20 protein-coding genes are annotated in these 25,750 nt (G+C 60.4%); 8 read left to right on the top strand and 12 right to left on the bottom strand.

Annotation, left to right across the window (positions count from 1 at the left end; translation table 11 throughout):
* Nucleotides 1–163 precede the first annotated feature (163 nt).
* The 7 genes from VKS22_00665 to VKS22_00635 all read right to left on the bottom strand — a co-directional run bounded on the left by VKS22_00665 (nt 164) and on the right by VKS22_00635 (nt 8,095).
* Nucleotides 164–1,384: a SpoIID/LytB domain-containing protein gene (locus VKS22_00665; GenBank protein ID HLW69112.1), complete on the bottom strand. Its 1,221-nt coding sequence runs from the start codon at nt 1,382–1,384 to the stop codon at nt 164–166.
* Nucleotides 1,381–2,274 carry a DUF4922 domain-containing protein gene (locus VKS22_00660; GenBank protein HLW69111.1) on the bottom strand — a complete coding sequence of 298 codons (894 nt, stop codon included), beginning with the start codon at nt 2,272–2,274 and terminating at the stop codon, nt 1,381–1,383. The genes VKS22_00665 and VKS22_00660 overlap by 4 nt, the downstream gene beginning before the upstream one ends.
* A complete protein-coding gene (locus tag VKS22_00655) occupies nt 2,271–3,404 on the bottom strand; it encodes a glycosyltransferase family 2 protein (GenBank protein ID HLW69110.1) in 1,134 nt (377 codons plus the stop codon). Before VKS22_00655 ends, VKS22_00660 begins: the two co-directional genes overlap by 4 nt.
* A 207-nt stretch (nt 3,405–3,611) precedes the next feature.
* The gene (locus VKS22_00650) at nt 3,612–4,340 is read right to left on the bottom strand and encodes an N-acetylmuramoyl-L-alanine amidase-like domain-containing protein (protein ID HLW69109.1); all 729 of its coding nucleotides are present in this window, start codon (nt 4,338–4,340) and stop codon (nt 3,612–3,614) included.
* A gap of 34 nt (nt 4,341–4,374) precedes the next feature.
* Nucleotides 4,375–4,947, bottom strand: coding sequence for a DOMON-like domain-containing protein (locus VKS22_00645; GenBank protein ID HLW69108.1), 573 nt, complete (start codon nt 4,945–4,947; stop codon nt 4,375–4,377).
* A gap of 66 nt (nt 4,948–5,013) precedes the next feature.
* On the bottom strand, nt 5,014–7,698 hold the full coding sequence (gene ligD, locus VKS22_00640; protein ID HLW69107.1) for a DNA ligase D: 2,685 nt from the start codon (nt 7,696–7,698) through the stop codon (nt 5,014–5,016).
* A 52-nt stretch (nt 7,699–7,750) separates the two neighbouring features.
* Nucleotides 7,751–8,095, bottom strand: a complete 345-nt coding sequence (locus tag VKS22_00635; protein ID HLW69106.1) for an alpha/beta hydrolase — start codon at nt 8,093–8,095, stop codon at nt 7,751–7,753.
* Between the two features lie 188 nt (nt 8,096–8,283).
* Here VKS22_00635 and VKS22_00630 point away from each other — a divergent pair, with 188 nt between their 5' ends.
* Nucleotides 8,284–9,501, top strand: coding sequence for an LLM class flavin-dependent oxidoreductase (locus tag VKS22_00630; protein ID HLW69105.1), 1,218 nt, complete (start codon nt 8,284–8,286; stop codon nt 9,499–9,501).
* A gap of 53 nt (nt 9,502–9,554) precedes the next feature.
* Here the strand turns inward: VKS22_00630 and VKS22_00625 are convergent, their stop codons facing one another.
* Nucleotides 9,555–10,820 (bottom strand): arsenic transporter, encoded by a 1,266-nt coding sequence (locus tag VKS22_00625; GenBank protein HLW69104.1) that lies wholly within the window; start codon nt 10,818–10,820, stop codon nt 9,555–9,557.
* A gap of 73 nt (nt 10,821–10,893) precedes the next feature.
* Nucleotides 10,894–12,423: a glycosyltransferase family 39 protein gene (locus VKS22_00620; protein ID HLW69103.1), complete on the bottom strand. Its 1,530-nt coding sequence runs from the start codon at nt 12,421–12,423 to the stop codon at nt 10,894–10,896.
* A 233-nt stretch (nt 12,424–12,656) separates the two neighbouring features.
* Between VKS22_00620 and VKS22_00615 the strand changes: the two genes are divergently transcribed.
* Both VKS22_00615 and VKS22_00610 read left to right on the top strand, forming a co-directional pair.
* Entirely contained in the window at nt 12,657–13,535 is an 879-nt protein-coding gene (locus VKS22_00615; protein HLW69102.1) for a class I SAM-dependent methyltransferase, read from the top strand.
* Between the two features lie 120 nt (nt 13,536–13,655).
* On the top strand, nt 13,656–14,228 hold the full coding sequence (locus tag VKS22_00610) for a hypothetical protein (protein HLW69101.1): 573 nt from the start codon (nt 13,656–13,658) through the stop codon (nt 14,226–14,228).
* 54 nt (nt 14,229–14,282) lie between these two features.
* Here the strand turns inward: VKS22_00610 and VKS22_00605 are convergent, their stop codons facing one another.
* Nucleotides 14,283–15,302, bottom strand: a complete 1,020-nt coding sequence (locus VKS22_00605) for a LysR family transcriptional regulator (protein ID HLW69100.1) — start codon at nt 15,300–15,302, stop codon at nt 14,283–14,285.
* 240 nt (nt 15,303–15,542) lie between these two features.
* Between VKS22_00605 and VKS22_00600 the strand changes: the two genes are divergently transcribed.
* From VKS22_00600 to VKS22_00585, 4 genes are read left to right on the top strand one after another with little or no spacing between them, the layout of a single operon-like run.
* A complete protein-coding gene (locus VKS22_00600) occupies nt 15,543–17,702 on the top strand; it encodes a molybdopterin oxidoreductase family protein (GenBank protein ID HLW69099.1) in 2,160 nt (719 codons plus the stop codon).
* An 11-nt stretch (nt 17,703–17,713) separates the two neighbouring features.
* Nucleotides 17,714–20,197 carry a nitrite reductase large subunit NirB gene (gene nirB / locus VKS22_00595; protein ID HLW69098.1) on the top strand — a complete coding sequence of 828 codons (2,484 nt, stop codon included), beginning with the start codon at nt 17,714–17,716 and terminating at the stop codon, nt 20,195–20,197.
* A gap of 34 nt (nt 20,198–20,231) precedes the next feature.
* Nucleotides 20,232–20,585, top strand: a complete 354-nt coding sequence (gene nirD, locus VKS22_00590) for a nitrite reductase small subunit NirD (protein ID HLW69097.1) — start codon at nt 20,232–20,234, stop codon at nt 20,583–20,585.
* A gap of 21 nt (nt 20,586–20,606) precedes the next feature.
* Nucleotides 20,607–21,812, top strand: a complete 1,206-nt coding sequence (locus tag VKS22_00585) for a nitrate/nitrite transporter (GenBank protein ID HLW69096.1) — start codon at nt 20,607–20,609, stop codon at nt 21,810–21,812.
* A gap of 5 nt (nt 21,813–21,817) precedes the next feature.
* Here VKS22_00585 and VKS22_00580 read toward each other — a convergent pair whose 3' ends face one another.
* Nucleotides 21,818–23,914 (bottom strand): phosphoenolpyruvate carboxylase, encoded by a 2,097-nt coding sequence (locus VKS22_00580; GenBank protein ID HLW69095.1) that lies wholly within the window; start codon nt 23,912–23,914, stop codon nt 21,818–21,820.
* Entirely contained in the window at nt 23,893–24,765 is an 873-nt protein-coding gene (locus VKS22_00575; GenBank protein HLW69094.1) for a phosphoenolpyruvate carboxylase, read from the bottom strand. The genes VKS22_00580 and VKS22_00575 overlap by 22 nt, the downstream gene beginning before the upstream one ends.
* 215 nt (nt 24,766–24,980) lie before the next feature.
* Here VKS22_00575 and VKS22_00570 point away from each other — a divergent pair, with 215 nt between their 5' ends.
* Nucleotides 24,981–25,193 (top strand): hypothetical protein, encoded by a 213-nt coding sequence (locus tag VKS22_00570; protein ID HLW69093.1) that lies wholly within the window; start codon nt 24,981–24,983, stop codon nt 25,191–25,193.
* The last annotated feature ends 557 nt before the right edge of the window (nt 25,194–25,750 follow it).

Here is a 25,750-nt window from a genome sequence, read left to right as displayed (position 1 = left end):
TTGCTGCCACCCTGACATGACGGCTCACCGCCATCAAGGGGATAATTGCCCCCATCGCCACGTGCCTGTGCGCTTGCTTAGAAAAAGGATGGCGAGAGAATCTGAAAAAATTCCGTTCTTTCGGCGCCACTATGAGATGTGAAATCTTGTTGTTGACCTCCCGTCAGACGCTGACAGTGGTTCCAAGATAGTAGTGCTGCAGGATTTCTGTGTAAGTCTTGCCCTCATGTGCCATGACTGCCGCGCCGATCTGGCATAAGCCGACGCCGTGCCCCCATCCGGATCCTCGCAAGACAAAGCGGCCAGACTCTTTGTCGACGACGAATGCAGAGCTGTAAAGATGCGTGCGCGATAAAGCGCGGCGAATTTCTAGCTCTTTACCGATGATGAGGTAGTCGCGCTCCCCAGTGATCTTCAGCCGATCGATTCGGCCTGACGGTCCGCGCGCGAGGGGCTGCATAGAGCGAATCGGGCCAAGGTCCACGCCGAGCTGCGAGCTGATCAGAGCGGCGAGTTCTTCGGGGTTATACTCGACGCGCCAGCGGTAGAAATCGCGGGTCTCCTGATCGAACCCCGGGAGGACGCGTAAAAGCAGATCCGCATTGTCGGTATTGCAATAGGCTGCCGGATTCGAGCGTATCCATGCCTCCGAAGCGCCAGAGCACGATTGGGCAGGGCCGTCGTACACAGACTCGAGATAGGGAAAGTGTTTATCTTCCCAGGCGGTCGCGTAGCGTTCGGTTATTCCGCCGCAGGACTTGGAAAACCGGGCGTCGCAGACAGCACCACGGTAACGGAGAAACTCGCCGGCTGTCGCGCGAACCGCGTCAGCTACTGCCGGAGAGAACACTTTCGTGATGCCCTGATAGCGCTGGCAATGGTCGTCGGCGCAAACGTCGAAATCCGGATGAGATTCACGGCCGTACCAGCGACGGATTTCGTGAGGATCGAGAGCCTCACTCTGCCGGCTCTCAATGCAAGAGGGGTTTACTTTCGGAAACCACAGCCAGCTGCGGGAAATCACCGCATGAGCTTTCAGCAGTTCAAGAGGACAGGACGCGCTCATCTCGGAGGATATGACGCTGGTGACGTACTCTTCGAGCGCAACGTCGTTAATCACCGTCAGGCCGGCTTCTCGTCGCACGAGGCGAAACGCCCCACGAAAAACCTGGCGCTCCTTGCGTTCCCAATGAAATCCAATTCCGATCGTGACGTCGTCCAGCGCAAACGCGCACGACGCTGAGTCCGACGGACTAAGCGTCACTTCAGAAGTGAAGCTGTACCGCCTGGGGAGGTACGGCTTGCCGTACGTATCGGCGAACGTGCCCGTCAATTCAACCTCAACAGCAGACTGTCCCTCAATTAGTCCTACAGATACGTTCAATGCCGTCCCTCCAGTTTCGCGACAATTTCCTGAAACTGAGCGTCAGGCAAAGTGACCTCGCGCAAGATTGCAGCTATCGCCTCGCTAGTGATTCTCTCGAAATCGCGTGCCAGCGGCACGACAAAGATTCCGCACAAATCAATCGCCGCGGGGCTCACGGTAAGTTCGCCCGTATGAAAAACCTCTGGCCGATGCTTTCCGCGCGGGAACAGATACATCACCCATTCACCGCTTTCATGAAAGACTGCGATGTTGACCAAGGGCTCCGCTTGTTTGCCGGTTGTTTCCGCCAGTAACTCGATAGCGCGATCCATTTGATCGATAAGTACAGATCGATCGCGGCCACGAAGTAGCAGTACATTTGTTGCATAGCGCGGTGCACTAATAGTAGCGTGCCCGGCAGTCTCCTTCGCGATCGGAAGTAATGTTCGGGCGCCCGCCTGAAAGTGCATGTGGTCTGGCGCGGAGGCTCCGCATTCTGGACCATTGTAGATGACGAAATATCCGGGCAGGGCGGCGGCGAGGTCCAGCATTTTTCCGAATTGGTTCGCGATGCGCTGCAAAACATGCTCGCGGTGCGCGATCGTCAGGTGACGGTCCACGATCGGGAACGGATTACAGTAGATCGTGAGCTCGTCATCAAACTCCACGCCCTCTTCCTCTGGAGGCAGATTGCATGCACATAGAAAACATGGACGTTTTGCGACTGCGTCGCGGTTGACAGAAGCTGTTGTACTGCCCAGGCGATGGGGTATGTGTAGGATGAAGATGTCGAACCAGTCGATGCGCACCCACCGGGTCTTCGCCTGCGCAAGGCCTTGCAGTCCTCGCGCCAGCAGCGGCCATGCTCGCACCTGCCGCTTAAAGAGTTCGTCCACTTTGCGGATCATCTGCGCATCCGCGCCTGGATCTCGACGGTGCGGAGCCAGTCCTTGTACGAATCGTATCGATTCGCAATCTCGACCGGCAGGGCGCTATCGCTATTGCCTTCCCATCGGCGGCAAAGATAAACGGAGTCGTAGATCCGGCCTATCTCGTAATCACGGCTCAGGCGCAGCGCCACGGCGTAATCCTCGCCATAGCTCACATTCGGAAATCCGATACGGCGCAGAACCGAAGTGTTAAATGCGCGGGGCGCGCCAAGCCCATTAACCCGGAGCGCATTGTTTCTGCCGTTCTCGCGACTCCACTCGCCATGGTTGATAAGCCCAGGCGGAATCTCCCTCAATGAAAAATCAACCATAGTATAAGAGCCTATAACCATTGCGTAAGGTCCCGCTTCAAGTTGTCCGACGATCCGGCGAAGAACGTTTTCATTGATGTATAGATCGTCGGAATCAAGCTGAATAACGTATTGGCCGCAGTCTTTGGAATAAATCGCCTCGTTCCAGCATCCGCCGATGCCCAAATCGCGGCGTTCGGGGATGATGCGTCTAATCCGCGAATCACTGATGCCTCGCAAAAGCTCCGTTGTCCGATCGGTCGAATGGTTATCGACGACGAGCACATTGAACTCGAAATCAGCGCGCTGGCCGAGGGCGCTCTGAACGGCGTCGAGAATTGTCCGCTCGCGATTCCGCACTGGTATTACGACGCTGGCCTTTACCGGAAAGGCCTCCTCAGCGGCTGGAACTCTCTCGAAGTGGGGCGGTAACCAGGCGCCGATTCGCTTCAGATGCGCCGTCGCGATAGTCTCCATTTCAATTTGGTAGTCGCGATTGCGCGGATCTACATAATCGAATTGTTTCTCCCCCGTCGGCCGTGCGTCAACGATCGACTGGCTGTACAACGGTTCGGGAATTCGCACGATAGCGTGTGTTTCCGAAAGTCTTAGGCGCAGGTCGTATAGTCCTCCCCATCGCCAGGCGCTATCGATCCCGGCGTTACGCGCGGCTTGAACCGAGACACCAACTAGCGGGCCGAAGTCAAAACCGTCGCGGATGCTGCCGGTTTGATAATCGATACGGGGTTGGCTTACTCCGTCGGCATAAACCCAGCCGCTGCCGGTGTCACGGATCACCTGCGTTATTCGCTCGAGCATGCGCGGTCCGAGTTCGATGTCTACACGCGGATCCCGCAAAAAAAGGACATCGGAATCGGCGTCATCGAATAATTCTCGAATACTCGCGGTTGAATAGTCGAGCGGATATACGATGTTCACATTTACCCCGTCGCTCCAAGCGATCGCTTCCGTACGAGGATTCGCCTCAGCGAGAAAAGTGTCGGCCTAATTAGTAATTGCAATTCGCTTCTTAATCTCCCGAGGCCGCACCACGATGACACCGGCCATCCGATTGGCCTTAAGAAACTCACTCAAGTTCTGTTCAACGACAAATCCCTGGCTGCGCGAAGCGTGACGCATGAGTGGATATTTGCCATCGCTTACGATGATGCCGGTATGAAACACATCAAGATGTTTGCGTGTGGAGGCAAAGAAAATCAGATCACCGCTGCGCAGGTAGGCTGCGCGCCGCATCACTTCCAGCTTTGGTACACATTTCACGCGAGTCAGCTTTGAAGCGAGTCCGGGTACGACATTGAGAAGGCGCTCCCGGCTGAGTACCGGAATAGCCGGCGTCGCGACCGGGCTGATTATCCCTTCGCGCACGTTGTTACGAATCCAGAACGTCATATAGTGATTGCGCTGTTCCCACTGGATGCGTCCGTGTTGATACCGGATCTTGCGCAGCCCTTCGATGAAGTCATCAACGGTCGCAGCGCGTGCGAGCGCCAAAATTGTCTCAATATAGGTGACACAGTCGAATCCGTCTAATGAAGCGGTGAAGACTTCCGATTCATCGGCGGATCCAATCAAGGGATTTGGCTTGTAGGGATGTCCAAGGAAGTGGCGGGATAGAACCTCAATGCGGCTGGCGGCTGAATGGTAAGACTGCGTGTTCGATAGGAGTTGCCGGACACGCCGCCGGCTAAGACCTTGTGGCCGGTTCGGTTCCATCGGATCACCAGCTTAGCACGTGCTGCCGACGGGTTCAGGCGTCGGTTATTTGTGCTTGTGGGTCGAGCAGCAGGGCGAAGCCGGCGGCGTCGTGAAAGTCCGGTTTATCGGCTGGATGGCGAAGCGCCCAATACGAGAGCCCGTCGCTCGCCTCGATGACCGCGGAGAGCCCGAGATGGAGGGAAACACGCGGGTGGAAGGCAGGTAGGGCATCGAGTCGGACAAGGCTTGTGAGTTCAAGCCGACTGCCAGTGGCGCGCACAGCGATCTGCGGCCGCAGGTTTTGGTTCTCAAGAAGGCTGCCGTTGCGATAGGCGGAGAAGGCATAGACGGCCCACTCTCCCGACGGAGCGAAATTAAACTCGTGGTAGGCCGGTTGTCCCGCGATCGCGGCGAAAGCTTCGAAGCAGGTGTGTTGCCAGAGTTGGGTAGCGATACGCGGTGCGCTGGACGAAGGAATGCGAATCCGATCAATATCGCCGTCGACGCGGAAGGTCATCTGAAGTTCGGCGTTGGTTGATCGGCGAACGAGCACCTGAACAGTGCGGACCGACTCAGCGGGTTTCGACGGATGGCAACTCAGGTCAATGTATTGTTCCGCGTTCATTACGGGATTGGCGGGCTTCGACGCAAGGTTTGCGCGATCACCTTTGCAGCCAGGAGTTTATCAGATTCAGTCGATTGTGTTTTGCCCTAAGAGCTTGATTGCGTTCTCCAATGAGCGCCCCGACTTACTATAATCCTTCCACGGATCGCTCTTGGCGAGCAGCGAAAGAGCGGTGCGGACGGTGAAACGCGTGGGCTCGAGTCCCGTTCTGACTTGACTCCAGTCGAGCGGCATTGAAACCGGCGCGCCCGCACGTGCACGTGGCGAAAGAACGGCAACGGCTGTCGCCATACGATCGTTGCGCAGATAGTCAAGAAAAACTTTACCGTGCCGGTCTTTCTTAGCCATCGTGATGAGGTAGCGGGCCGGGCTGTCGGCAGCCATTTGCGCGACGACTTCGCGAGCGAAGGCCTTCGCCACCGGCCAATCAAGCTTACCCTTTTTTCCAGGCGAGAGCGGCGACACGACGTGCAGTCCTTTGCCGCCAGTGGTTTTACAAAAGCTCGTCAAGCCGAGAGAGTTGAGGCGCTCACGGAGTTCGCGCGCGCACTCGATGACGGCGCGAAAATCGAGGTCCGGCGCCGGGTCGAGGTCAAAGACGAGGCGGCCCGGCTCCTCGGGCGCGCCCGCAGCGCAATTCCACGGATGCAGTTCCAGCGCGCCGAGCTGGGCAAGAGCGATCAGTCCTTCGACCGAATCGATCTGCAGGTATGGCTGATGATCATCGGAGACTCTCACGAGAGAGAGCAACTGGGACATTCCCGGCATCGCATGGCGCTGAAAAAAATGTTCGCTGTGGATTCCGTCAGGTGCGCGCACGATCGAGCACGGACGCCCATTTATGTATTCAATGAGGCTGTCGCCGACAGCCTCGTAGTAATTCGCGAGGTCGAGCTTGGTTACGGGCTTTCCGTCACCAGCATCGGGCCACATCGCTTTGTCCGGGTGAGAAATCGCAACACCCATCACGCTGGCGCTGGCGCCGGTCTTGAGTTTGGGCGATGCGAAGGTGTTTGAGCTTTTCGTTTTAGGCACGGGCTTGGCGGCGTCTGCTTCCTGTACAGGCGCCGAGCGTTCGGCAATCACTTCAGACGCGGGTTTGTCTTCGCGCAGTCCTTTGAACGCGCCTGCCCGCACGATGCCCTCGGCGGTCCACCCGGCGAACTCGATTTGCGCAACTAACTCGGGCTTCAGCCAATGTATACCGCTTTGACTGCGCGGTGCGTTCTGACCCTCGAATGGGTTCCGCGCAGTCGTGAGTTCTTTGAGCCGCGGAAGAATCTGCCTGACCACGTCTTCGCCGAAGCCGGTGCCGATCCGTCCGGCATAGGTGAGATGTTTGTCGTGGTAGACTCCTGCAAGCAGAGAACGGAAGCGGCCGCCTTCGCTCGTCCATCCGCCGAGCACGACTTCCTGGCCGGCGCGGCACTTCGTCTTAGTCCAGTCGCGTTGGCCGGGACGATAGATCTCGCCCAAACGCTTCGAGACGATACCTTCGAGTGACATTTCTCGAGCGGTTTCTAACACCGATTCGCCTGACGCATCGAAATGTTCGACGTAGCGGATGGGCGAATCGCCCTCGAGAGTTTCGATGATGCGTTTCAAGGTCGTCTTGCGCTCGCGCAGTGAAATCTGTTGCAGGTTGTTGCCCTCGAGGAATATCAAGTCGAAAATAAAATAGATCAGCTCGCCGGTTTTGCCCTCGGCAAGGGCATTCTGCAATGCACCAAAGTCCGGCGCGCCTTTCTGGTTGAGGGCTACTACCTCACCATCGTAGATTCCTTCAGGCAGACGGGCCGCAGCGTGCGCAATTGCACTGAACTTGCTAGTCCAATCGAGACCTCTCCGAGTGCGTAGCACCACCCGACTCTCTTCGACCCGCGCCTGAATCCGATAGCCGTCGAGCTTGACTTCGTGAACCCAATCGAGACCTGAAGGTGGCCGCTCGATTACTTTGCATAACTCGGGCGCAATGAACTCCGGCATCGGCTCGGAACCGCGAAGGTCAGGTTTGCTCGATGCCGCCGTCGGGATCGTTGAGAACCTTACATTGGGCGCCGCGGATGCACGCAGTTCTGCGGCGGCGCCGCGGTCTGAGTTCCAGACAGCGTCGGGCGCCGCGTTTAGCTTGGCGGCGAGCATAAACGGCCGGGGGCCGTCGCCTTTGCCGGCAGCGATCTCCGCCATCGAACGGCCCGAGGCGATCGAGCGATCCTCGGCTAAGAGGGCACGGCTCTCATCGTCACGCGCGAAGGCGTCGCGATGCTTGATCAGCAGCCAGTTGTTTTTTTTGTCGCCTGGCCGGCGATTTTTGATCCGCACGAGCACCCATTCGCCGTGCAGCCGTTCACCTTCGAGCGCGAACTTCAGTTCGCCGTGATCGATTGCGGCGGCGGGATCACTTTCTTGCGGCAGCCAATAGCCGCGATCCCACAACTGCACCGAGCCGCCGCCATATTGTCCCTTCGGAATAGTCCCTTCGAAGTCGCCGTAATCGAGCGGATGATCTTCGACCTCGACCGCGAGGCGTTTATCATGCGGATCGACCGAAGGCCCTTTGGTGACGGCCCACGACTTGAACACGCCGTCGAGTTCGAGACGGAAATCATAGTGCAGGCTGGTGGCCGCGTGTTTCTGAATGACGAAGCGGCGGACCTGAGAGGGCGAGACGGCATTTTCGCCGCTGGGTTCGGCGGTTTGGTTGAAGTCGCGCTTGGCCTGATAGCGGGAAAGTTTGCGGTCTGCGGGCATGACAACTCGGCGTTCTGAAAACGATTTTAGAGTGGCGCGATCGCGGAAACCATCATGTTGCTATAAAATCGCGCAGCTCGTGGAAAAAAGCTTCCGGCCGATCGCGATAAACTCCGTGACCGGCGTTGGCGAAACGCGCCAGCCTGGCCAACCCTGGCCGCATCGCCGCCATCTCGGCGAAAGCCGGCTTGAAGCCGGAATGGTCGAAGCCGGGACCGCCGTGCAGCAGCAATAGCGTCGGCATCTGTCGCATCGTCGATCGGTCGGGCCTCAGTTTGGGACCTTCGACGTCAAAGAACAATTTCACCATCAGTAGGACCGGAATGTTTGCAAGCGCGATCGCGACGGCAAATTGTTGGCGTTCGGCCTGAGCGTGATCGCCGTTGTGTTCCTGCATAATTGTTCTCATCCTTTAGTATTCTTGTTCCGATAAAAAGCGGGCAATTCAGCTTAACTTAGAACCATCGCCGATAGGAAGAAATGAATCGGCAACTCCTGGCAGCCTGACCTTCCTGGCGCTGGGTCTGAGACGGGGGCTCTGGCGAGGGCTTTATGCCCGCGGTCAGATTCTTGTAAAAGAAGGTTATGAAATTCATCCTTCACCTCGGACCCGTCATTCCCGCCACGATGGAAGAACGCGAGCATCTGCGTCCGCTCGCTCATCGCACCGACCGCACTCAGCAGATGCTCGACGAAATGGTCGAATTGGCGCAGCTCGCCGAGCAGACCGGCTTCGACGTCCTGACCTTTTCGGAGCATCACTTCTTCACGGACGGCTTGATCGCCGGGGCCAATCCGACGCCGCACATCCTGAACATGGCGGCTCACACCAAAAAGATCAAAATCGGACCGCTGGGGTATGTCCTCCCGACCTGGGATCCGATCCGTCTCGCGACCGACGTCGCGTGGGCCGACCAGATGACCAAGGGGCGCGTCGTCGCCGGATTCGCGCGCGGGGTCTTTCCGCGATGGGTTAACGTGCTCGGACAACGCTACGGCATCGAGCCCTCCGTGCAGGGCGGCGACGCTGAACTGCACAATCGCGAGGTCTCGCAGGAACTCTTCGAGGTCATCAAGGCCTGCTGGAAGGATGAGGCCTTCTCGTTTAAGGGCAAGTACTACCAGGTGCCGATGCCCGCCGAGGGCATCCCCTGGCCAGCCGCGGATGTGACGGCGCGCTACGGCGCTCCGGGCGAGGTCGATGATCAGGGACGGGTGCGCAAAATTTCGGTGGTGCCGAAGCCGTATCAGAAACCGCACCCGCTGCTCTTACAGGCGATGACCCTGACCCGCGAGACGATCGGCTGGACGGCGCAACAGGGGATCGTGCCGATGATCTTCCTGCCGTTTCCCGAGATGGCAATTCAGGGGGCGCAGTTTTACCGCGACGAGGCGGAAAAAGCCGGGCGCCATCTGCGGCTTGGAGAGAGTGTGGGACTCGCCCGGATTATCTCGCTGGCACCGACGCGCGACCGCGCCGTCGCATTGGCGGAACAGGGCATCATGGGTCTGCTCGCGCTTTACCACTCGCGCTTCTATCCGAATATTCCGACCAGCATCGAGCCAGTGATGAAATCCGGAATCGCCTTCGTGGGCACTCCGGACGACGTCCGCCGCCAACTCGCGGCGGTCCAGGCACAGCTCGACCCGGAGTATTTCCTGGTCTTTTGCGATCAAGGCTTGCTGCCGCTCGACGAGGTCAAACATCAGGTCGAGATGTTCGCCGAGCTGATGCCGGAATTTCACACCGCGGCGCCGCCGGCGAATGGTGCGGGTCTTGGCGCGCAGACGGGACCGGTCTAGAGCATCATTGGGTATGGCTGAATCAGGATGACTTGTCCTCCGAATGAGTGAAGTCAACGGAACGCAAACGCGCCTGCGAGTGCGAGCAGAAGCGCGGGCGGCATGATCAGCAGGCCGAGCTTCAAGAAGGTCCACGCGCTTATGCTCTGGTCCTCGCGGCGCAGGGCCTCGAGCCAAAGGATAGTCGCGAGCGAGCCTGTGACCGATAGGTTCGGCCCGAGGTCGATGCCAATCAACACCGCGGCGCGCACGTGGTCCGGCACCTTGGCGATCTCGACGACGCGGCCGGCGACCAGCCCGGCGGGCAGGTTGTTCACCAGATTGCAGCCCACGCCGAGCATCACGCCCGCCGTCCATGGCGCCAGCGCTGGCGAATAATTCACCAAGCTGCGGAGCAGTTCAGCGAGGTGGTTCGTGACGCCGGTCTTCTCGAGCGCCTCGACCAGGACGAAGAGGCCGGCGACCAGCGGTAGCACACCCCACGAGATGCTTTTCAGCACATCGAGCGGACCGCGTTTCGCCCGCGTCAGAACCAGGACGGCAGTGGCGAGCCCGGCGAGCAAGGTCGGCAGGCCGAGCTGAAGGTCGAAGGCCGAGGAGGTGAGCAGCACTATCGCAGTCCCGGCAATTCCACAGGCCGCCAGCTTGCCGGCGACGGACAATTTCGGGACTTCGATGGCGGCCGAAATCTTCTCGCGCAGGCACTGGCGTTGCGTCCACCACAGCACGAGGTAGGTCGCGAGGATCGAGAGTATCGATGGCAACGCGTAAGTGGGTATCCATCGCATAAGTGGCGGCATGTGGCTGCCATAAATAACCAGGTTCGCCGGATTAGAGATCGGCAGGACGAAACTCGCCGCATTCGCGATAAAGGCGCAGGTCAACAGATACGGCAGCGGTGCCTTTGCGCGCGCCGTCCTGACGACGGCGGCAACGGCAGGCGTCAACACCACTGCCGTCGCGTCGTTCGACAAGAAGACCGTTACAACCGCGCCCACCGCGAAGACCAGGGTGAACAGGCGCGATGCGGACCCTTTCGCCATCACGGCAGCCTTCGCGGCCAGCCAGTCGAAGAATCCCTCCTGACGGGCAAGTTCGGACAACAGCATCATGCCGGTAAGAAAGAGGTAGACATTCGCGCCCTTCGCGACACCGGCGAGCGCGGCGGAAGCCGGGAGCAGGCCGAGCAGGACGAGCAGGGCAGCGCCCGCGACGGCCCAGATGAATTCGGGCCAGAAAAACGGACGGAAGATGACACCTGCGGTTGCCGCGGCGACGATAGCCCAGGTGAGCCACGGCGTGGCGGCGAACGCGCTCATCACGTCAACGTCGGTTTCGCAGCGCGGTCACTCATCAGGTAGCAAATCGATCATTGCGCGCGACGATTTTTTATTAATCGCGATTTGGAATCAAAGAGGGTGGTGATTCGTTCTCAACGCTCATCCGCGCGGCGTCGTCATCCGGCTTTGCCGCGAGCGGGTCGCGCTCTTCGGGCGGTCCACTCAGATTCCATTCGTCGCCGAGATTACCCACGACCGACGCGGCGCCGCTCTGGTCGAGCATCACCAATTGATGATCGGCGACTGCGGTGGGGGTGCTGTTCAGGTTGATCAGGGCGAATCCTGCGCCGTGTGAGATTGGGACGAAATGGACGTGCAAACCGCTGTAATAGACCAGCGTCGGCAGTTCCTCACCAACAAAGAACAGCTCTTGAGCGCCTTGCGCAACGCTCATAGCGTGCGCTCTCGTCCCCAGTACGTAACTGGGCCGGCTGCGCGCGCGCTCATCTTCGAATGATTTCTGAATTTTCTCCCAGCGGGCCGGGGCTTTCGCAATCAGCACGATCATCGCGACGGTGGCCAGCGCCGTCACCGGTTCGCGCATCGGCGCCGCGGCCTTAAGCGAAGCCCCGAGAATGCATCCGGCTAAAAGCGCGACCGGGAGCAGCGCCGGCAGAATGTACCAACCCAATTTGGTCTGGACCGCACCGGCAGAGATCAAGCCGAGCGCCAACCATAATGCCCACACCATAACTGCAGGCGGCACCTGCCGCAGGCTGGTGCGCGCGCCTCGTATAGCAGCGCCGATAACCAGACCAGCCAGTGGCAGCAGCAATACCCACAAATAGCGGGTTTCGCGGCTAAAGGCGCGCAGCGTGTAGCTTTCGCGATTCGGATTAGCCTCGAGATGGGTGACGATGCGAAAAAGGGTTTCCTGTTTGACAAAAATCGCCCAGAACAAGGCTCCGTTGGACACGGCCTGGAAAACGAACCATGGCGCCGCTACGGCTGTGGCCACGGCTATCACCAGCATCGGTCCGCTGACGCCGATCGCGACGAATCCGGGGACGAATAGACACGAGATTCCGATCACAGTTAGAGGAATGAGCCCGGCGAGCCCCTTGCTGAGGATCGCAAGTCCACACGCCGCACCGGCGATCCAGAGCACTCGTCGATCAGATCGCGCGCGCGTTAACGCAAAAATCGCGAGCGTGCTGAAAAAAGTCAGGAGACTATCGGTTGCGCACTCGCGGCCACCGCGCGCGACGAAGAAATAGAATCCGAGCGGAATAACGCCCGCGCAGAGTCCCGCCAGCCGTCCTCCGACCGCGGCGGCCGAAAGATAGAGCAACAGCAACGTGCCGATTCCGGCGGCCACTGACGGCAGGCGCGCCGCCCAAGCCTGCTCACCGAAGGTTTTGAACGATGCAATAATCATCCAAAACAGCAACGGCGGCTTTTTCACATACGCTTCATTGTTCCAGGTGAACTTGAGGTAGGAATCGTGCTCGATCGCTTCGTGGGCGACTTCCGCATAGAGCGCCTCGTCCCAATCAACCAACGGGGTTTCGCGGATCCCGGCAGCAAGGGCTGCGAGTCCGAGGATTATCAATGCAAAAACTTCGAGCCGCCAACGAGACATGGTCCGTAAAACTACACGTAACGAATCTGAAGCCGATATGAGGAAAGTTCTCAGTTTTCTAACCAGTACCAATCGGCATTCTGGAATATCGCCATTCCACGGTCGCGTCGGCCGGGAGCGCTTCAAGGGGCCGGTTGTAAAGGCCCGGTTTCCGCTCGATGCGCAACACGATACATTTCGTTCAGCGCTCGATGGAAGAGCCGCGCGGTGAATTTACGAGTCGGCGATCAAAATTGAAGTCGCAGTCATCCAAACTCTTGTCGCTGCGCTTGCAGGAATTGTGGGAGGGCGCCGAGAAAAATGGAATGTCCTACGCGCAATGCGCGGCGCAGCAGCGGCGGGAACTGGACGAATGTGCCGCGATTTGGACGCGCGCGCTGATCTTGCCGGATCAGAAAGACGACATTGTAGGCAGCACCTTGACCGAAATCGGACGATGGCGAGGCATTACCGATCGCGCGATAATCCGCCGCCGCTGCGAAAGCGCGCTGGCATCGCTGAAAACGCAATGGGAACGCACGGTGCAAAGCGTCGAGGCGGAACAGGTGGAAAAATACTACAACGCTGCCGATGATTGCATCGAGGAGCTGATGTGGTGGCACACGCTGATCGAGGACAATTCGCCGCTGGCCTATGTGGCCGCGCTCGAATTCGCCTCGCAGGCCGCGTCGGCACGCTACCTCGATTTCGGTTCCGGCGTGGGATCGGGAGCGCTGCTATTTCGTAGTCACGGCTTTGAGGCCACGTTGGCCGATATCAGCAGCTTGATGCTGGCGTTTTGCAAATATCGCTTTGCCGAACGCGGGGCGAACGCCGCTTTCATCGACCTTAAGGAGTCTGCACTGCCCGAGAACGCCTTCGACTTCATTACCGCGATGGACGTGTTCGAGCATCTTGTGGATCCGGTGGCAACGGTCGATTTGCTTGATCGTAGTCTGATGCCCGGTGGGTACATTTATGGCCGCTTCGCAGCCGACGACGATCAGACGCGGCCGCAGCATCTGGTGCAGGATTTCCGCCCGGTTTTCAACCGCTTTGCAGAATTGGGCTTCAAAGAGGTATTTCGCGACGACTGGCTCTGGGGCCATCGCGTCTTTCAAAAATCCGTTTGAACGTGTTCTGGCGATGCGGAAACGAGCGTGCCGCGCTGGATGATATCGTCGAGACTCCTGGGGCTCCTGGGCCTGGTTTGCGCGTGCCTTGCGTTGTCGCCGTCCGGCTGGACGGCTGCAATGGAGGAGGTAGCGCCGGCCTCTGACGAGGCCGAAACGCTGCGGCTGCCGCGGCTCATCCACACAGAAATTCCCGCGACCGGCGCGCCAATCGCCGAACCAAAAATCGCGTCGGGTTTCTTCGGCTGCTGGGTTGGCGACCCGGGCAAGTTTAGTGCGATCGTCGGGGTATCAGGGAGAGATTCCCCCTCTAAGCTGGGACGCGTCGTTAAATGCTACATGCCCGGTCGAATCGAGACCGAGGAATTTAACCTCGAACTGGTGACCCGGTATCCCCGGTGGAACAAAATCCTTAGCGTGGTCGGTCTCGGCTACCGCCGCGTTCGGGTTAAGGAGGCAAGAACCGCCGTCTACAAAACTAACGCCAACCAAATCTACTCGCGCGGCACGATGAAGCTGGAGCTTACGGAAAGCTCGTTGTTCAAATGGCCGCGGACCACGCAGCGGGCGGTGGTCGATGAAGAGGTCGCAACGCTGGTCAATCCCGACCTGGTGCTTATCGCCGGTCGCGTCTTTGTCAGTGCCGCGCAAGGGCGCAGCGTCGGAGTCTGGTCCGCCAAGCTGCACCATTAGATCGATCGAGAGCGGCGCAGCGGCCATTGATCGGATTGGCCGAAAGCCGCGGACTCAGCGGCTGCCGGCGCTCGCGATCCGAGTTTCCGGGAGATCTTCTGAAGTGTCGGCGCGTTGTGCTTCCGGGCTCTGCTCGTGCGCCGCCCGGCGCCTGACGCCGGATTTGCCGAGCAGATGCGGCATCTCTTCCTGGCAAATCTTGACGAACTTGCGCCGCATCCCGGTCAACTCGCTGCCATGATGATAGGCCAGGCACCACTGACGAAAAACGCCGGCCGCGCCCAGCGGGATCGCGCATAACTCACCGCGTTCGATTTCGCGCAGTACCAGCCATCGCGGGGCCACGCTGATACCGTGACCCGCGATCGCCAATTGCTTGGCCAGGTCGAGGTCGTCGGTCTCGACGATTATCTCTGGAAATACGCCCGCCTCGATCAGAAAAGCGTCCCACGCGGCCCACAGCTTGTTGCCGGGATTCGGCACGATTAGCGGCTGCCCCTTCAGATCTTTCGCGTGCAGGCGATCGTGATGCGCAAACTCATGATGGGGTTCAACGATCGCCACCAGCTCGTCCCGTCCCAACTGCACCATCCCGAGCGATTGTTGCTTTATCGGATACGGCAGCAGCGCCAGATCGAGCTCGCGATGAGCCAGTCGCGCCGCCATCGAATCCGGGTCTGCGGTAACCACCGATAATGCGATCCCGCGATAACGTACATGAAATGCACTGAGCACTGCGGGAAACAACGAGTGGCAAAACAACGCGGGCGCGCCGATTGAGAGATGGCCCGCGGTCGTTTTCGACTGATCGGCCAGCAGACCGCGCACGCGATCGAGGTTGTCGAGCACTTGACGCGCGCATTGCAGAAAAATCTCGCCGGCCGTGGTCAGCCCGACAAATTTGTTGGAGCGCTTGAGTAGCTGCACGCCGAGGCTGCGTTCCAGCGCAATTACCTGCTGGCTCACCGACGATTGGGTCAGCCCCAGTTTTTTCGCCGCCCCGGTGAAACTGCGTTGATCCGCGACCGCCCGGAAAGTGTTCAGCACGCGGATATCCATTTCCATCACATTCATGAATCCTCTCGATTACGCCGGCCGATGGCCATCAAGGAATTTTCGCTGCTGACTTTTGAGGCGGCGTCTGCCCGTCAATGCGGCACCCGCTTGAGTCTCAGCCTCCGTACCTCTCGTCCGTGCTCGATCCTTCGCGCCTCCCGCGCCGGTCTGGTGCTGCTTTCGCGGTCACGCCGGCGACGGCATCAAGCTTGCGCTTACATCATTGCAAGTCGGCGGCCAGTTCAATTCGGAAGAGCGATGGAAGCGATTAGCGTTCGCGATAGCAGGAAACAGAAAGTTGCGGCGAGCATAACCGCGACGCACTGTCCCTATTGCGCGCTGCAGTGCGGGATGAATCTGATCGCCGAGAATGGCGGCGTGACCGTCGCTCCGCGCGAATTTCCGACCAACAAAGGCGGTCTGTGCCAGAAGGGCTGGACCGCCGCGGAACTGCTCACGAATCGCGAACGCCTGACGACGCCCCTGCTGCGCGACACCAGGGGCGGTCTCCTGCGGGAAGCGTCGTGGGAAGAAGCGCTGGACCGCGTCATCGCGCAAATTCGCGGCGTGCAGCAACGTTACGGCCGTGACGCTGTCGGTGTCTTTGGCGGCGGCGCGCTGACGAACGAGAAAGCCTACCTGCTCGGCAAATTCGCGCGCGTCGCCCTGCGCACCAGCAACATCGATTACAACGGGCGCTTCTGCATGTCCTCAGCCGCGAAGGCAGGACAGCAGGCCTACGGCATCGATCGCGGGCTGCCATTTCCGCTCGAAGATATTCCCGGCGCGGAAGTAATCGTGCTGGCGGGCGGCAATGTCGCCGAGACGATGCCGCCGGTGATGCAGTATTTCGATGAGCAACGCCGGCGCGGGGGACGGCTGATCGTGATCGATCCGCGTGCCACCGCGACTGCCCGCACGGCCACGTTGCATCTGCAACTTACGCCCGGCAGCGACGCCGCGGTCGCCAACGGCTTGCTCCATATCGCGATCGCCGGGGGAATGATCGATCAGAACTTCGTGGCGCAACGAACCAGTGGCTATGAGGCGGTGCGCAGAGTCGTCGCGTCGTACTGGCCGGAGCGCGTCGAGCGCATCAGCGGAGTGCCGGTCGCGCAACTCTACGAAGCGGCCCGCATGATCGGACACGCCTCGACCGCGATGATTCTGACCGCACGCGGCCCGGAGCAGCAGAGTAACTCGGTTAACAATGTGCTGGCCTTCATCAACCTTGCGCTGGCGCTCGGCAAAGCCGGCAAACCGCATTGTGGTTATGGCTGTCTGACCGGCCAGGGCAACGGCCAGGGCGGACGCGAGCACGGCCAGAAGTCCGATCAGCTTCCCGGCTATCGACGAATCGACGACCCGGCCGATCGCGCGTACGTGGCGGGTGTCTGGGGTGTCGATGCGGCGACGATTCCGGGGCCGGGCCGTTCCGCTTACGAAATCCTCGACACCCTCGGCTGCCCGGGCGGCGTCCGCGCGCTGATCGTGATGGGCTCAAACGTCGTCGTTTCAGCGCCGCACGCCGGACATGTCGAACAGCGGCTGGCCGCGCTCGATTTTCTGCTAGTCGCGGACTTCTTCCTGTCGGAAACCGCCCGCCTAGCCGATGTCGTGCTGCCGACGACGCAATGGGCCGAAGAAGAGGGCACGATGACCAACCTCGAGGGGCGCGTATTGCTACGGCGGCAGGCCGTCGAAGCGCCGGCGGGAGTTCGTACCGATCTCGAAATAATCAGCGCGTTGGCCGAGCGCCTTGGATGCCGCGACGGCTTTCCGCGCCAGTCACGCGCGGTCTTCGACGAGTTGCGTCGCGCGAGCGCGGGCGGCGCCGCGGATTATTCCGGCATCAGTTACGAAAGGATTTCCGGCGAGGACGGTGTGTTCTGGCCGTGTCCCGATGACCGCCAGCCGGGCACGCGGCGAATGTTTCTTGAGCGCTTCGCCACACCCGACGGACGCGCGCGGTTTCATCCGGTCGAGTATCGGCCGCCGGCTGAAGTGCCAGATTCCGAATATCCGATGTATCTCACCACCGGACGGGTGATGGCGCACTACCAGTCCGGTAGTCAGACCCGGCGGGTCAAGGCGTTGCGCATTTCTGAGCCGGAGCCATTTGTCGAAATTCATCCTGCGGCGGCGCGCAGTTTCGGAATCGTCGCAAACGACACGGTGCGTCTCACGACGCGGCGCGGCAACGCAGTGATGAAAGCGCGTCTGAGCGCCGCGATTCGGATGGACACGCTCTTCTCGCCGTTTCATTGGGGCGGCGCCGGACGGGTCAATCTGCTGACCAATCCCGCGCTCGATCCGGTCTCGAAGATGCCTGAATTCAAGGTCTGTGCGGCGCGCATCGACAAGCTAGTTGACTACAACCCGGCAGTGGCGCCTGAGCCGTTGGCCGCTCGCAATTGAGGGAGAATTTGATGTTGGAGACTGCGGCAGTTGAAGCGGCAAAAAAGAAGCTCGTCGTTATCGGCAACGGGATGGCCGGTGCGCGCACGGTCGAGGAGATTCTGGCCTGCGGGGGCGGCGCGCAGTTCGAGGTGACCGTTTTCGGCGACGAGCCGTACGGCAATTACAACCGTATCCTGCTTTCGAGCGTGCTCAACGGCTCGCAGGATGTGTCGGAAATATTCCTCAACGGACTCGATTGGTATAAGGACAACGACGTCAATCTGCGCGCCGGCGTGCGCGTCGACGTCATCGCGCGGCCGCACAAGGCAGTGCATTGCGACGATGGCAACTGGTATCCGTACGACAAACTAATCATCGCAACCGGCAGCCGCCCGTCGATTCCGCCAATTGCCGCGCTGAAAAAACCCAACGGCGAGCTCCGGCCCGGAGTTTTCGTTTTCCGCACCCTCGACGATTGCCGCAAGATCGCTGAATACGCCGGCAAGAGCCGCCGTGCGGCCGTTATCGGCGGCGGCCTACTCGGTCTCGAAGCTGCGCGCGGCCTGCTCAATCATGGCGTCGAAGTCAACGTCATCCATCTGCTGAACCATCTGATGGAGCAGCAACTCGATCCGCAAGCCGGGGTGATCCTGAAAAATACGATCGAGAAGATGGGTATTCAGGTTCATCTCAAGAAACTCACGAAGAGCCTGCTGGGCGATAATGAAGTAATCGGACTCGCCTTCGAAGACGGTCAGACGCTCGAGTGCGACATGGTCGTAATCGCGACCGGAATCACTCCCAACACCGAGATCGGCGCGCGCTGGGGTCTGACGACCGAACGCGGAATCGTGGTTGACGATCAACTGCGCACTTCCGACCCCGACATCTTCGCGGTCGGCGAATGTGCGCAGCATCGCGGTCGCGTCTATGGCCTCGTCGCTCCGTTGTGGGATCAGGCCAAAGTGCTCGCGGAGCACATCACCGGCGCGAATCCCGCGGCTGCATACGAGGGCTCGAAGCTCGCCACCAAGCTCAAGGTGATGGGCGTCGAACTCGCCTCGATGGGCGTGATCGCGGGCGACGGCGAAAATGAAGATGTCGTGCAATTCATGGAGCCCCAGCGCGGCGTTTACAAAAAACTGATCATCCGTGACGGCCGCCTGGCAGGCGGCATCCTGATGGGCGAAATCAGCAAGGCCGCCTATCTCCTCCAGGCCTTCGACCGCGGCATCAAGCTGCAGGAGGATCGTTTGTCGCTGCTCTTCGATACCGGCGCGCCCAGCGCCAAAGTTACTTTCGAGGAGATGCCGGCCGATGTGCAGATCTGCAATTGCAACGGCGTCAAGAAGGGCGCGATCGTCCAGTGCGTCGCCAACGGCAATCGCAGCGTCAAGAGTGTGATGGGTGCGACGCGCGCCGGCACCGGCTGCGGTTCGTGCAAGTCGCTGGTCAAGGAACTCGTCGAATGGGCCTGCATGGGGCAAGTTGAGGAGGACCCGGCGGCGCATTACTACGTGCCCGGCGTCGCGCTATCGAAGCCCGATCTGGTCAGCGCGATTCATGCGCAAAATCTGCGCTCGGTCTCCGCGGTCTTCGACGCCCTGGCCGACGGGCGCGACGACCCCGCCAGCAAACCCGGTCTGGCTTCGCTGCTGCGCACCATCTGGCGCGAAGCGTACGACGATGAACGCGACGCCCGCTTCGTCAATGATCGCGTTCACGCCAATATCCAGAACGACGGGACTTTCTCGGTCGTGCCGCGCATCTACGGCGGCGTGACTTCACCTGACGAGCTCAGGCGCATCGCCGACGTCGCCGACAAATACCAGGCGCGGATGGTCAAGATCACCGGCGGCCAGCGCATCGATCTGCTCGGCCTCAAAAAGAGTGACCTGCCCGACGTTTGGCGCGACCTCGGGATGCCCAGCGGCCATGCCTATACCAAGGCCTTCCGCACCTGCAAAACCTGCGTCGGGACGGACTTTTGCCGCTACGCCGTTGGCGATTCGACCGCGCTTGGGATCGCGATCGAGAAGCGCTTTCAAGGGATCGAGAGTCCCGGAAAGATGAAGCTCGGCGCCAGCGGATGTCCTCGCAACTGCGCCGAGGCCACGGTCAAGGACCTCGGCGTCGTGGCGGTCGAGAATGGCTGGCAGATTTACGTCGGCGGCGCCGCCGGTGCGCATGTCCGCGCCGGCGAGCTGCTCGCCACCGTGACGACGCATGAGGAAGTTCTCAACCTGATGGGCCGCTTCATGCAGTACTACCGCGAAAATGCGCGCTACGCGGAACGCACCTACACCTTTCTCGAGCGCCTCGGGATTGAGCGCCTGCGCGCCATTCTGGTCGACGACTGCGAAGGCGACAGCGATCGGCTCGATCGTGAAATGGCGGCGACCGTCGCCGCCTACCGCGACCCGTGGCAGGAGGGCGCGAGGCCCGCCGAACCGAATCAATTCGGCGATGCGCTACCGATTGCGACTCCAGCGATCGCACCGGCCGCCTCGTAAGGTGTGCGCGCCAGAAAAAAGGAATCAACCAGGAGTGGATTTGCAAACTATCGAAGAAATTCCAGCGCGCATGATCGAGGTTGGCCCGCTCGATCATATTACGCCGGGACAAGGCCGTTGCGTGATCGCGGGCGATCGGCAAATCGCGGTCTTTCGCCTGCGCGACGGGCGTATGTTCGCGCTCGATAACCTTTGCCCTCATCGCGCCGGACCTCTGAGCGAGGGCATCGTCGGACTTGATCATGCCTCGCAACTCGAGGCGGTCATCTGTCCGTTTCATTCCTACAAGTTTGCGCTGAGGGATGGCCGCGGCCTCGACACCGAACTGCATGTGCGCACCTATCCGGTCGAGCTGCGCGACGGCCGCATCTTCGTCGACGTCGCATAGCCGGCGGACAAGGGAGCTTCGATGGGACTGGGAGAATTTAAGCGTGCCGGGCACTGGCCGACACTCGTCTGTTCGTTTCTCTATTTCGACACCAGCTTCATGGCCTGGACGTTGATGGGCGCGCTCGGCGTTTTCATTGCGCAGGCGTTTCATCTGAGTCCCGCGCAAAAAGGTCTGCTCGTCGCGATTCCGTTGCTGGGCGGCGCGATCCTGCGCATCATCCTGGGCATTGCCACCGATCACTTCGGTCCGCGCAAGACCGGCCTCGCCGGACTGAGCCTCACGCTGGTGCCGCTGCTGTGGGGATGGCTGCACTCTTCTTCGACGACGGACCTGGTCGGGATCGGGTTGCTGCTGGGCGTCGCCGGCGCAAGCTTTGCCGTCGCGCTGCCGCTAGCCAGCCGATGGTATCCGCCGCATTTCCAGGGGCTGGCCCTCGGGATCGCAGGAGCGGGCAACTCCGGCACGGTCTTCGGCGCCTTCTTCGCACCCCACCTCGCCGAGCATTACGGCTGGCGGGCGGTCTTTGGGCTCGCCGCGATCCCGATTGCATTCATTCTGCTGGTCTTCTGGCTCGTCGCCAAAGAAGCGCCAGATCGACCTGCGGCCAAATCGCTGAAAAATTATCTCGACCTGCTGAAGGAACCCGACACCTGGTGGTTCAACGGCTTTTACATGGTGACGTTCGGCGGCTTCGTCGGTCTCGCGAGCTTCCTGCCGATATTCTTCTTCGATCAGTACGGCGTAACCCGCGTCCAGGCCGGCACCTTTGCCGCGCTGTGTGTTTTCGCCGGCAGCCTGCTGCGGCCGTTGGGCGGCTGGATGGCCGATCGCGTCGGCGGAATTCGCGTGCTCTCGTTTCTCTACGTGATGATCGCATTTCTGTTATGCGCACTTTCCTCGCTGCCGACGTTGCCGATCGCGATCACTCTGCTTTTCCTGACGATGGCCTGCCTTGGCACCGGTAATGGGTCGGTCTTTCAGCTCGTACCTCAACGCTTCGGCAAGGAGATCGGAGTCGCTACGGGCGTCGTCGGCGCGGCGGGCGGGCTCGGCGGTTTCTTCCTGCCGACCCTGCTCGGCTCACTTAAGAGTCTGGAAGGCAGCTACGCGGCCGGCCTGTTGGCGTTTGCCCTGGTCGTGGTGGGCGCCGCGTTCGCGCTCGCGCGCGTGAAACATAGTTGGCGCGCGGATTGGGCGCGCGCCGATCTCGACGTCGCCTTCTGACTCGGCTAACCGATCGCGCCAATCTCGTAAGTGATCGCCGTTCCGATGCGCCGCGCCAAATCAAACAGCCGCAACATCGGAGCGAACAAGGCGTCGTGCTCGACGGCGTAGGAGAGCGAGGGCTCCGGCTGATACTGTGAGATTTCGCCGAAATCGCCGTCTGCATCGGCCCGGCCATCCTCGCGCGGGAAAATCAGGCGCAGCCGCTCGATCGCGCGCGGCACGTCCAGCTCGAGGATCCGCTCCAGGATGTCGTCGCGGGTCACCCCGAGCTGCGGACTGAAATTCGGGATCTCGGTCGCCAGCAGGCAGATCCGCTGGATCAGCGCCACGCGGATTCCGTGGAGCAGAAGCAGACGTCGCCGTTGCGTGGTCTCGACCGGCGCGATCGCCTCGAGCAGCCACAACTGATCCGACTGCAGGCGCCGCACCAGCCGCGCCAGCCGGTCATACCGATCCAGCCGTCCGGTCAGCCGCGCTAGTTCGCGCAAGGCCTTGGCGCGCGCCGGACGCCGTGTACGTCCCACTCCATTCAGCCACATCGCCGGATTCAGCGTATTCACATAGGCGCTCAAAACGTCGATCTCCGAGTGCTCAAGCGCAGCCGAAACCATCTGCGACGCCCGCCGGAAGCGCGCTGACCGTTCACGCATCACCTGAAAAAGTTCCGGGTCTTTCGCGACCGCGCGCCCGACTCCGTGCAGCGTGACCGCCATGAAACCGAGTTGCTGCAAGATCGCGTTGTTCGGGATCGCCCGCAACTGCGCCGGATGCTCGATCGTCGTCGGCCTGCGCCAGTCTTCCGTTTCACGCGACACCGGCCGTGACCCGGCTGGGTAAAGCAGATTCGTGCCGAACAGGCTCAGCAACGCCGCGTAGTCCGGATCGTCCACCAGGCTGGTGAACTCCTGCTGCACCGTCGCAAAAAATTCCGCCGTATAGTCCGGTGCAGCGTAAATCGGATCACCAGTGGAGCGCGGTTGCCGCGCGGAGCGAGCAGGCGAGTCTCCGAGCTGCGTCAAGATTCCTGAGTTGCCGGTCTCATCGCTCACGTCGAACGCGAAACTGAGAAACTGCCGCATACTGGCGGTCGCTGCGGCAGGCGTCAGGAACAGTAAATAGCCGTCCCCGCCCTGGAAACTTATCTCCTCCTTCACACGTATCCCGCGCCGCTCGAACTCGGTCCGGCTCTGCGGCGGCGCCGCGTAACGCAAGCGATCGGCCAGCGTCAGCGGATGCCCGCCGCGACCGATCGATTCGCCGTGCGTGTTGAACAGGATAACTTCGAGCTTGTGGAGCCCATGGCGTTCGACCAATTGCGCAAGCCGCAGGCGCAACCGCTCGATGCGGAATGTCGCCGCCATCTGCCCGATAAATCGTCCTGAATCGGAAAACCCGAATTGCACCGCGAGCCGGCCCTGCCGATGCAGATAAGCGCGGTAGTGCGGGCTCTTCAGCGCCTCCTCGATAACCCGCTCGCCGCGCTCGAAGGCCTCCTCGGTCTCGAACAGCGGCGAGAGTTCGACGCGATCCTCGACACCGAACAGCCGCGCATAATAGAGCGCCGCCAGCAGCGTGAAGCCGGTCTCGGTTTCCGCAATCAAAAACCGGATCGGCGTTTCGCCGTCGATAAACTTGACGATCTGCGCCACGGTCATCATCAACCGCTTGGCCGACGCCCGCTCCACCGTCAACGATTTGAAGCTGATCGCGATCGGACGCACCCGCTCGAGCAGATCGTTGATGGTATTAAAGTACGATCGCCGATTCGCCGGGTCGCTCGGCTCCGTTTCGAGTCCCACCTGCCGTCGCGCCGCATTATGCAATTGCGACGAATTGAGCCGCACATGAATATGCGCCAGGCCGAGGCCATGCGTTTTCAGGCTCGCGCGCAGCACTAGCAGCGTCTCGCGCTGCTCGTCATCTGGTGCTGCATCTAATGTTTTGTCGATTAGCGCTACGAGCGGCGCTGTTTGGATGAGTCCGGTGTCCCGCCCTCGCACCATCGCGCGGCCGAACGCCGCAGTTTTCGCCGGGTCGCGCTCCGCCGCCGCGAGCGATTTGATTTGGCGGGTGACCGTTACGCTCGCCGAAGACAGCATCGCACCGAGCGGCTCCAGGTCGCCAGGAAATCATCGCCGGCCGCGCGCATCAGCCCTTGGACTTTGCTCCGATGGCGTTCGATCATCGCGAGCTTGTCCGCCAGTCGTGCCGCGATCGTGCGCGTCCACGTCACATCGGTGCGGCCGTCCTGGTCGTAGCCGACCCACGACGCCATCGTTACCAGACGCGGTTCGAGCCGCGTCCATTGCTCCGGCCATCGCTCGCGGGCTACGCGCAAAGCTATCCGATGCATCATCTCGAGTGCGTCGTGCGCATGATTGAGCGCCTCGGTCGCCCATGCGTGCTCGACCTCGAGCGACAGTTCCGCCGGCGGCCGATGCTCGAGGCGCATCGCCGCCTCCATCCGCGCATCCCGTCCCGCCTGATCGAGTGGCACTCCGCTAACCGTCTGCGCGGTTGCCAATTCGGCCAAGCTGCGAGCCAATTCCAGCGTAATCGCGAACGTCGGATGGGCCGTGAAGACCACGCCGAAGATGGTGGCGGCAAGCGCCGTACAAAATTCTTCAAAGCCGCCCGCGCGCGCCTTACGCTCCAGCAGTTCCGCAATCGCCGACTCGCTCGCAGCGATCGCCTCTTCACCGAGGTAACTCGCCAATCGCTTCGCACGGTCAGCAAAAGCCTCGGCGGTGAGGCGCTGCACCAAACTCTCCAGACCGTCGAGATTGATTTCGCCGCGGTCAATCCGCAGCATCAAATCCAGCGCGAAGAGCAGGATCGGATTACTGAAAGGATCGGCCGCCGCCTGCGCTTGCACCCGACTCAGAATCGAACCGAGCACTCCCGCGTCAATCGCGCCGGGCGCGCTGACGCCGTTCGTCGCCCCCGGCATTTCGTTAACAAGGGGAGGTCCCGTTGCTCTGTCCGTGAGGTGTCCGTGCGCTAATGGAAAGTCAAATTTGGCCATCTCACGCCGATATTAACCGACGTAAAAAAACCAATCGCCCCCTGCGCAACAGACCGCCATAATTAGCGAAGGTCGGGCTAGCTCAATCCGGCATTCGCCGCGAAGATTCTATGTGCGGTTACCAAGCCGGTAGACGCAAGATGCCGAGAGAGGATGGCCCGTCGGCGTCGCGCGATGTCGTAACTACCGCGACGCGACTGTGGTCAGCCGCGTCGCGAGTAGGCTTAGCGCTTGCGGAAGTGTGGTGCTACCTTCACGGTGCGATCGGAGTGACGGTCGATGATTCAGAGCTCGACTTATACGTCGATGTACTCTGCTGGGAGGGTACGGCCGACCCCGAACTCGAATCATAGGAACTACTGGTTTCTTTCGTCACGCTGGTCGAGGTTTCCGGCGAGCTTGCGACTACTGGCGGCGGAGTCACGACCACGGGGGCGGGCTGTACGACAACTCGTGGTGTCGTAGAAAGAGTCTCCTCTTTGGTGGTTGAGCAAGCCGCCATAAAACTGAGGCTGCAAGCTGCTGCTACCGTCAAAGCACTCCTTTTGAATGATTTCGTCATAATTCCTCCTCTGAATTGTTCTTCAGGTTCAATTGCGGAGCAGGGTTTGTGCCATTTGAGGAGACGCAAAATCGAAAGGTTCTTATTGGAAGGTGTGCCTTGAGAGCAGATCTGACGAACGCAAACAGCAGTAATTTTTACCTTGTACCGCTCGTTGGCCTAAGGTGATCAAGAGGAGAATAATCTTATACGTGGACTGCTGACCTCTAGAAACACTTACAAAGCGTCTGAATCGCAAGTTGGCATCGAGTCGCCAGGCAGTAAAAGTAAATGATCATGCTTGGTATACAGGTTGCTACTTCCTAGGCCCGAATCTAGTCTTCCTAGGCCCGAATCTAGTGACGACAG

The sequence above is a fragment of the Candidatus Binataceae bacterium genome (genome assembly GCA_035308025.1).
Lineage (GTDB): Bacteria > Desulfobacterota > Binatia > Binatales > Binataceae > JAJPHI01.
This window is presented reverse-complemented; position numbering and strand designations above follow the sequence as displayed.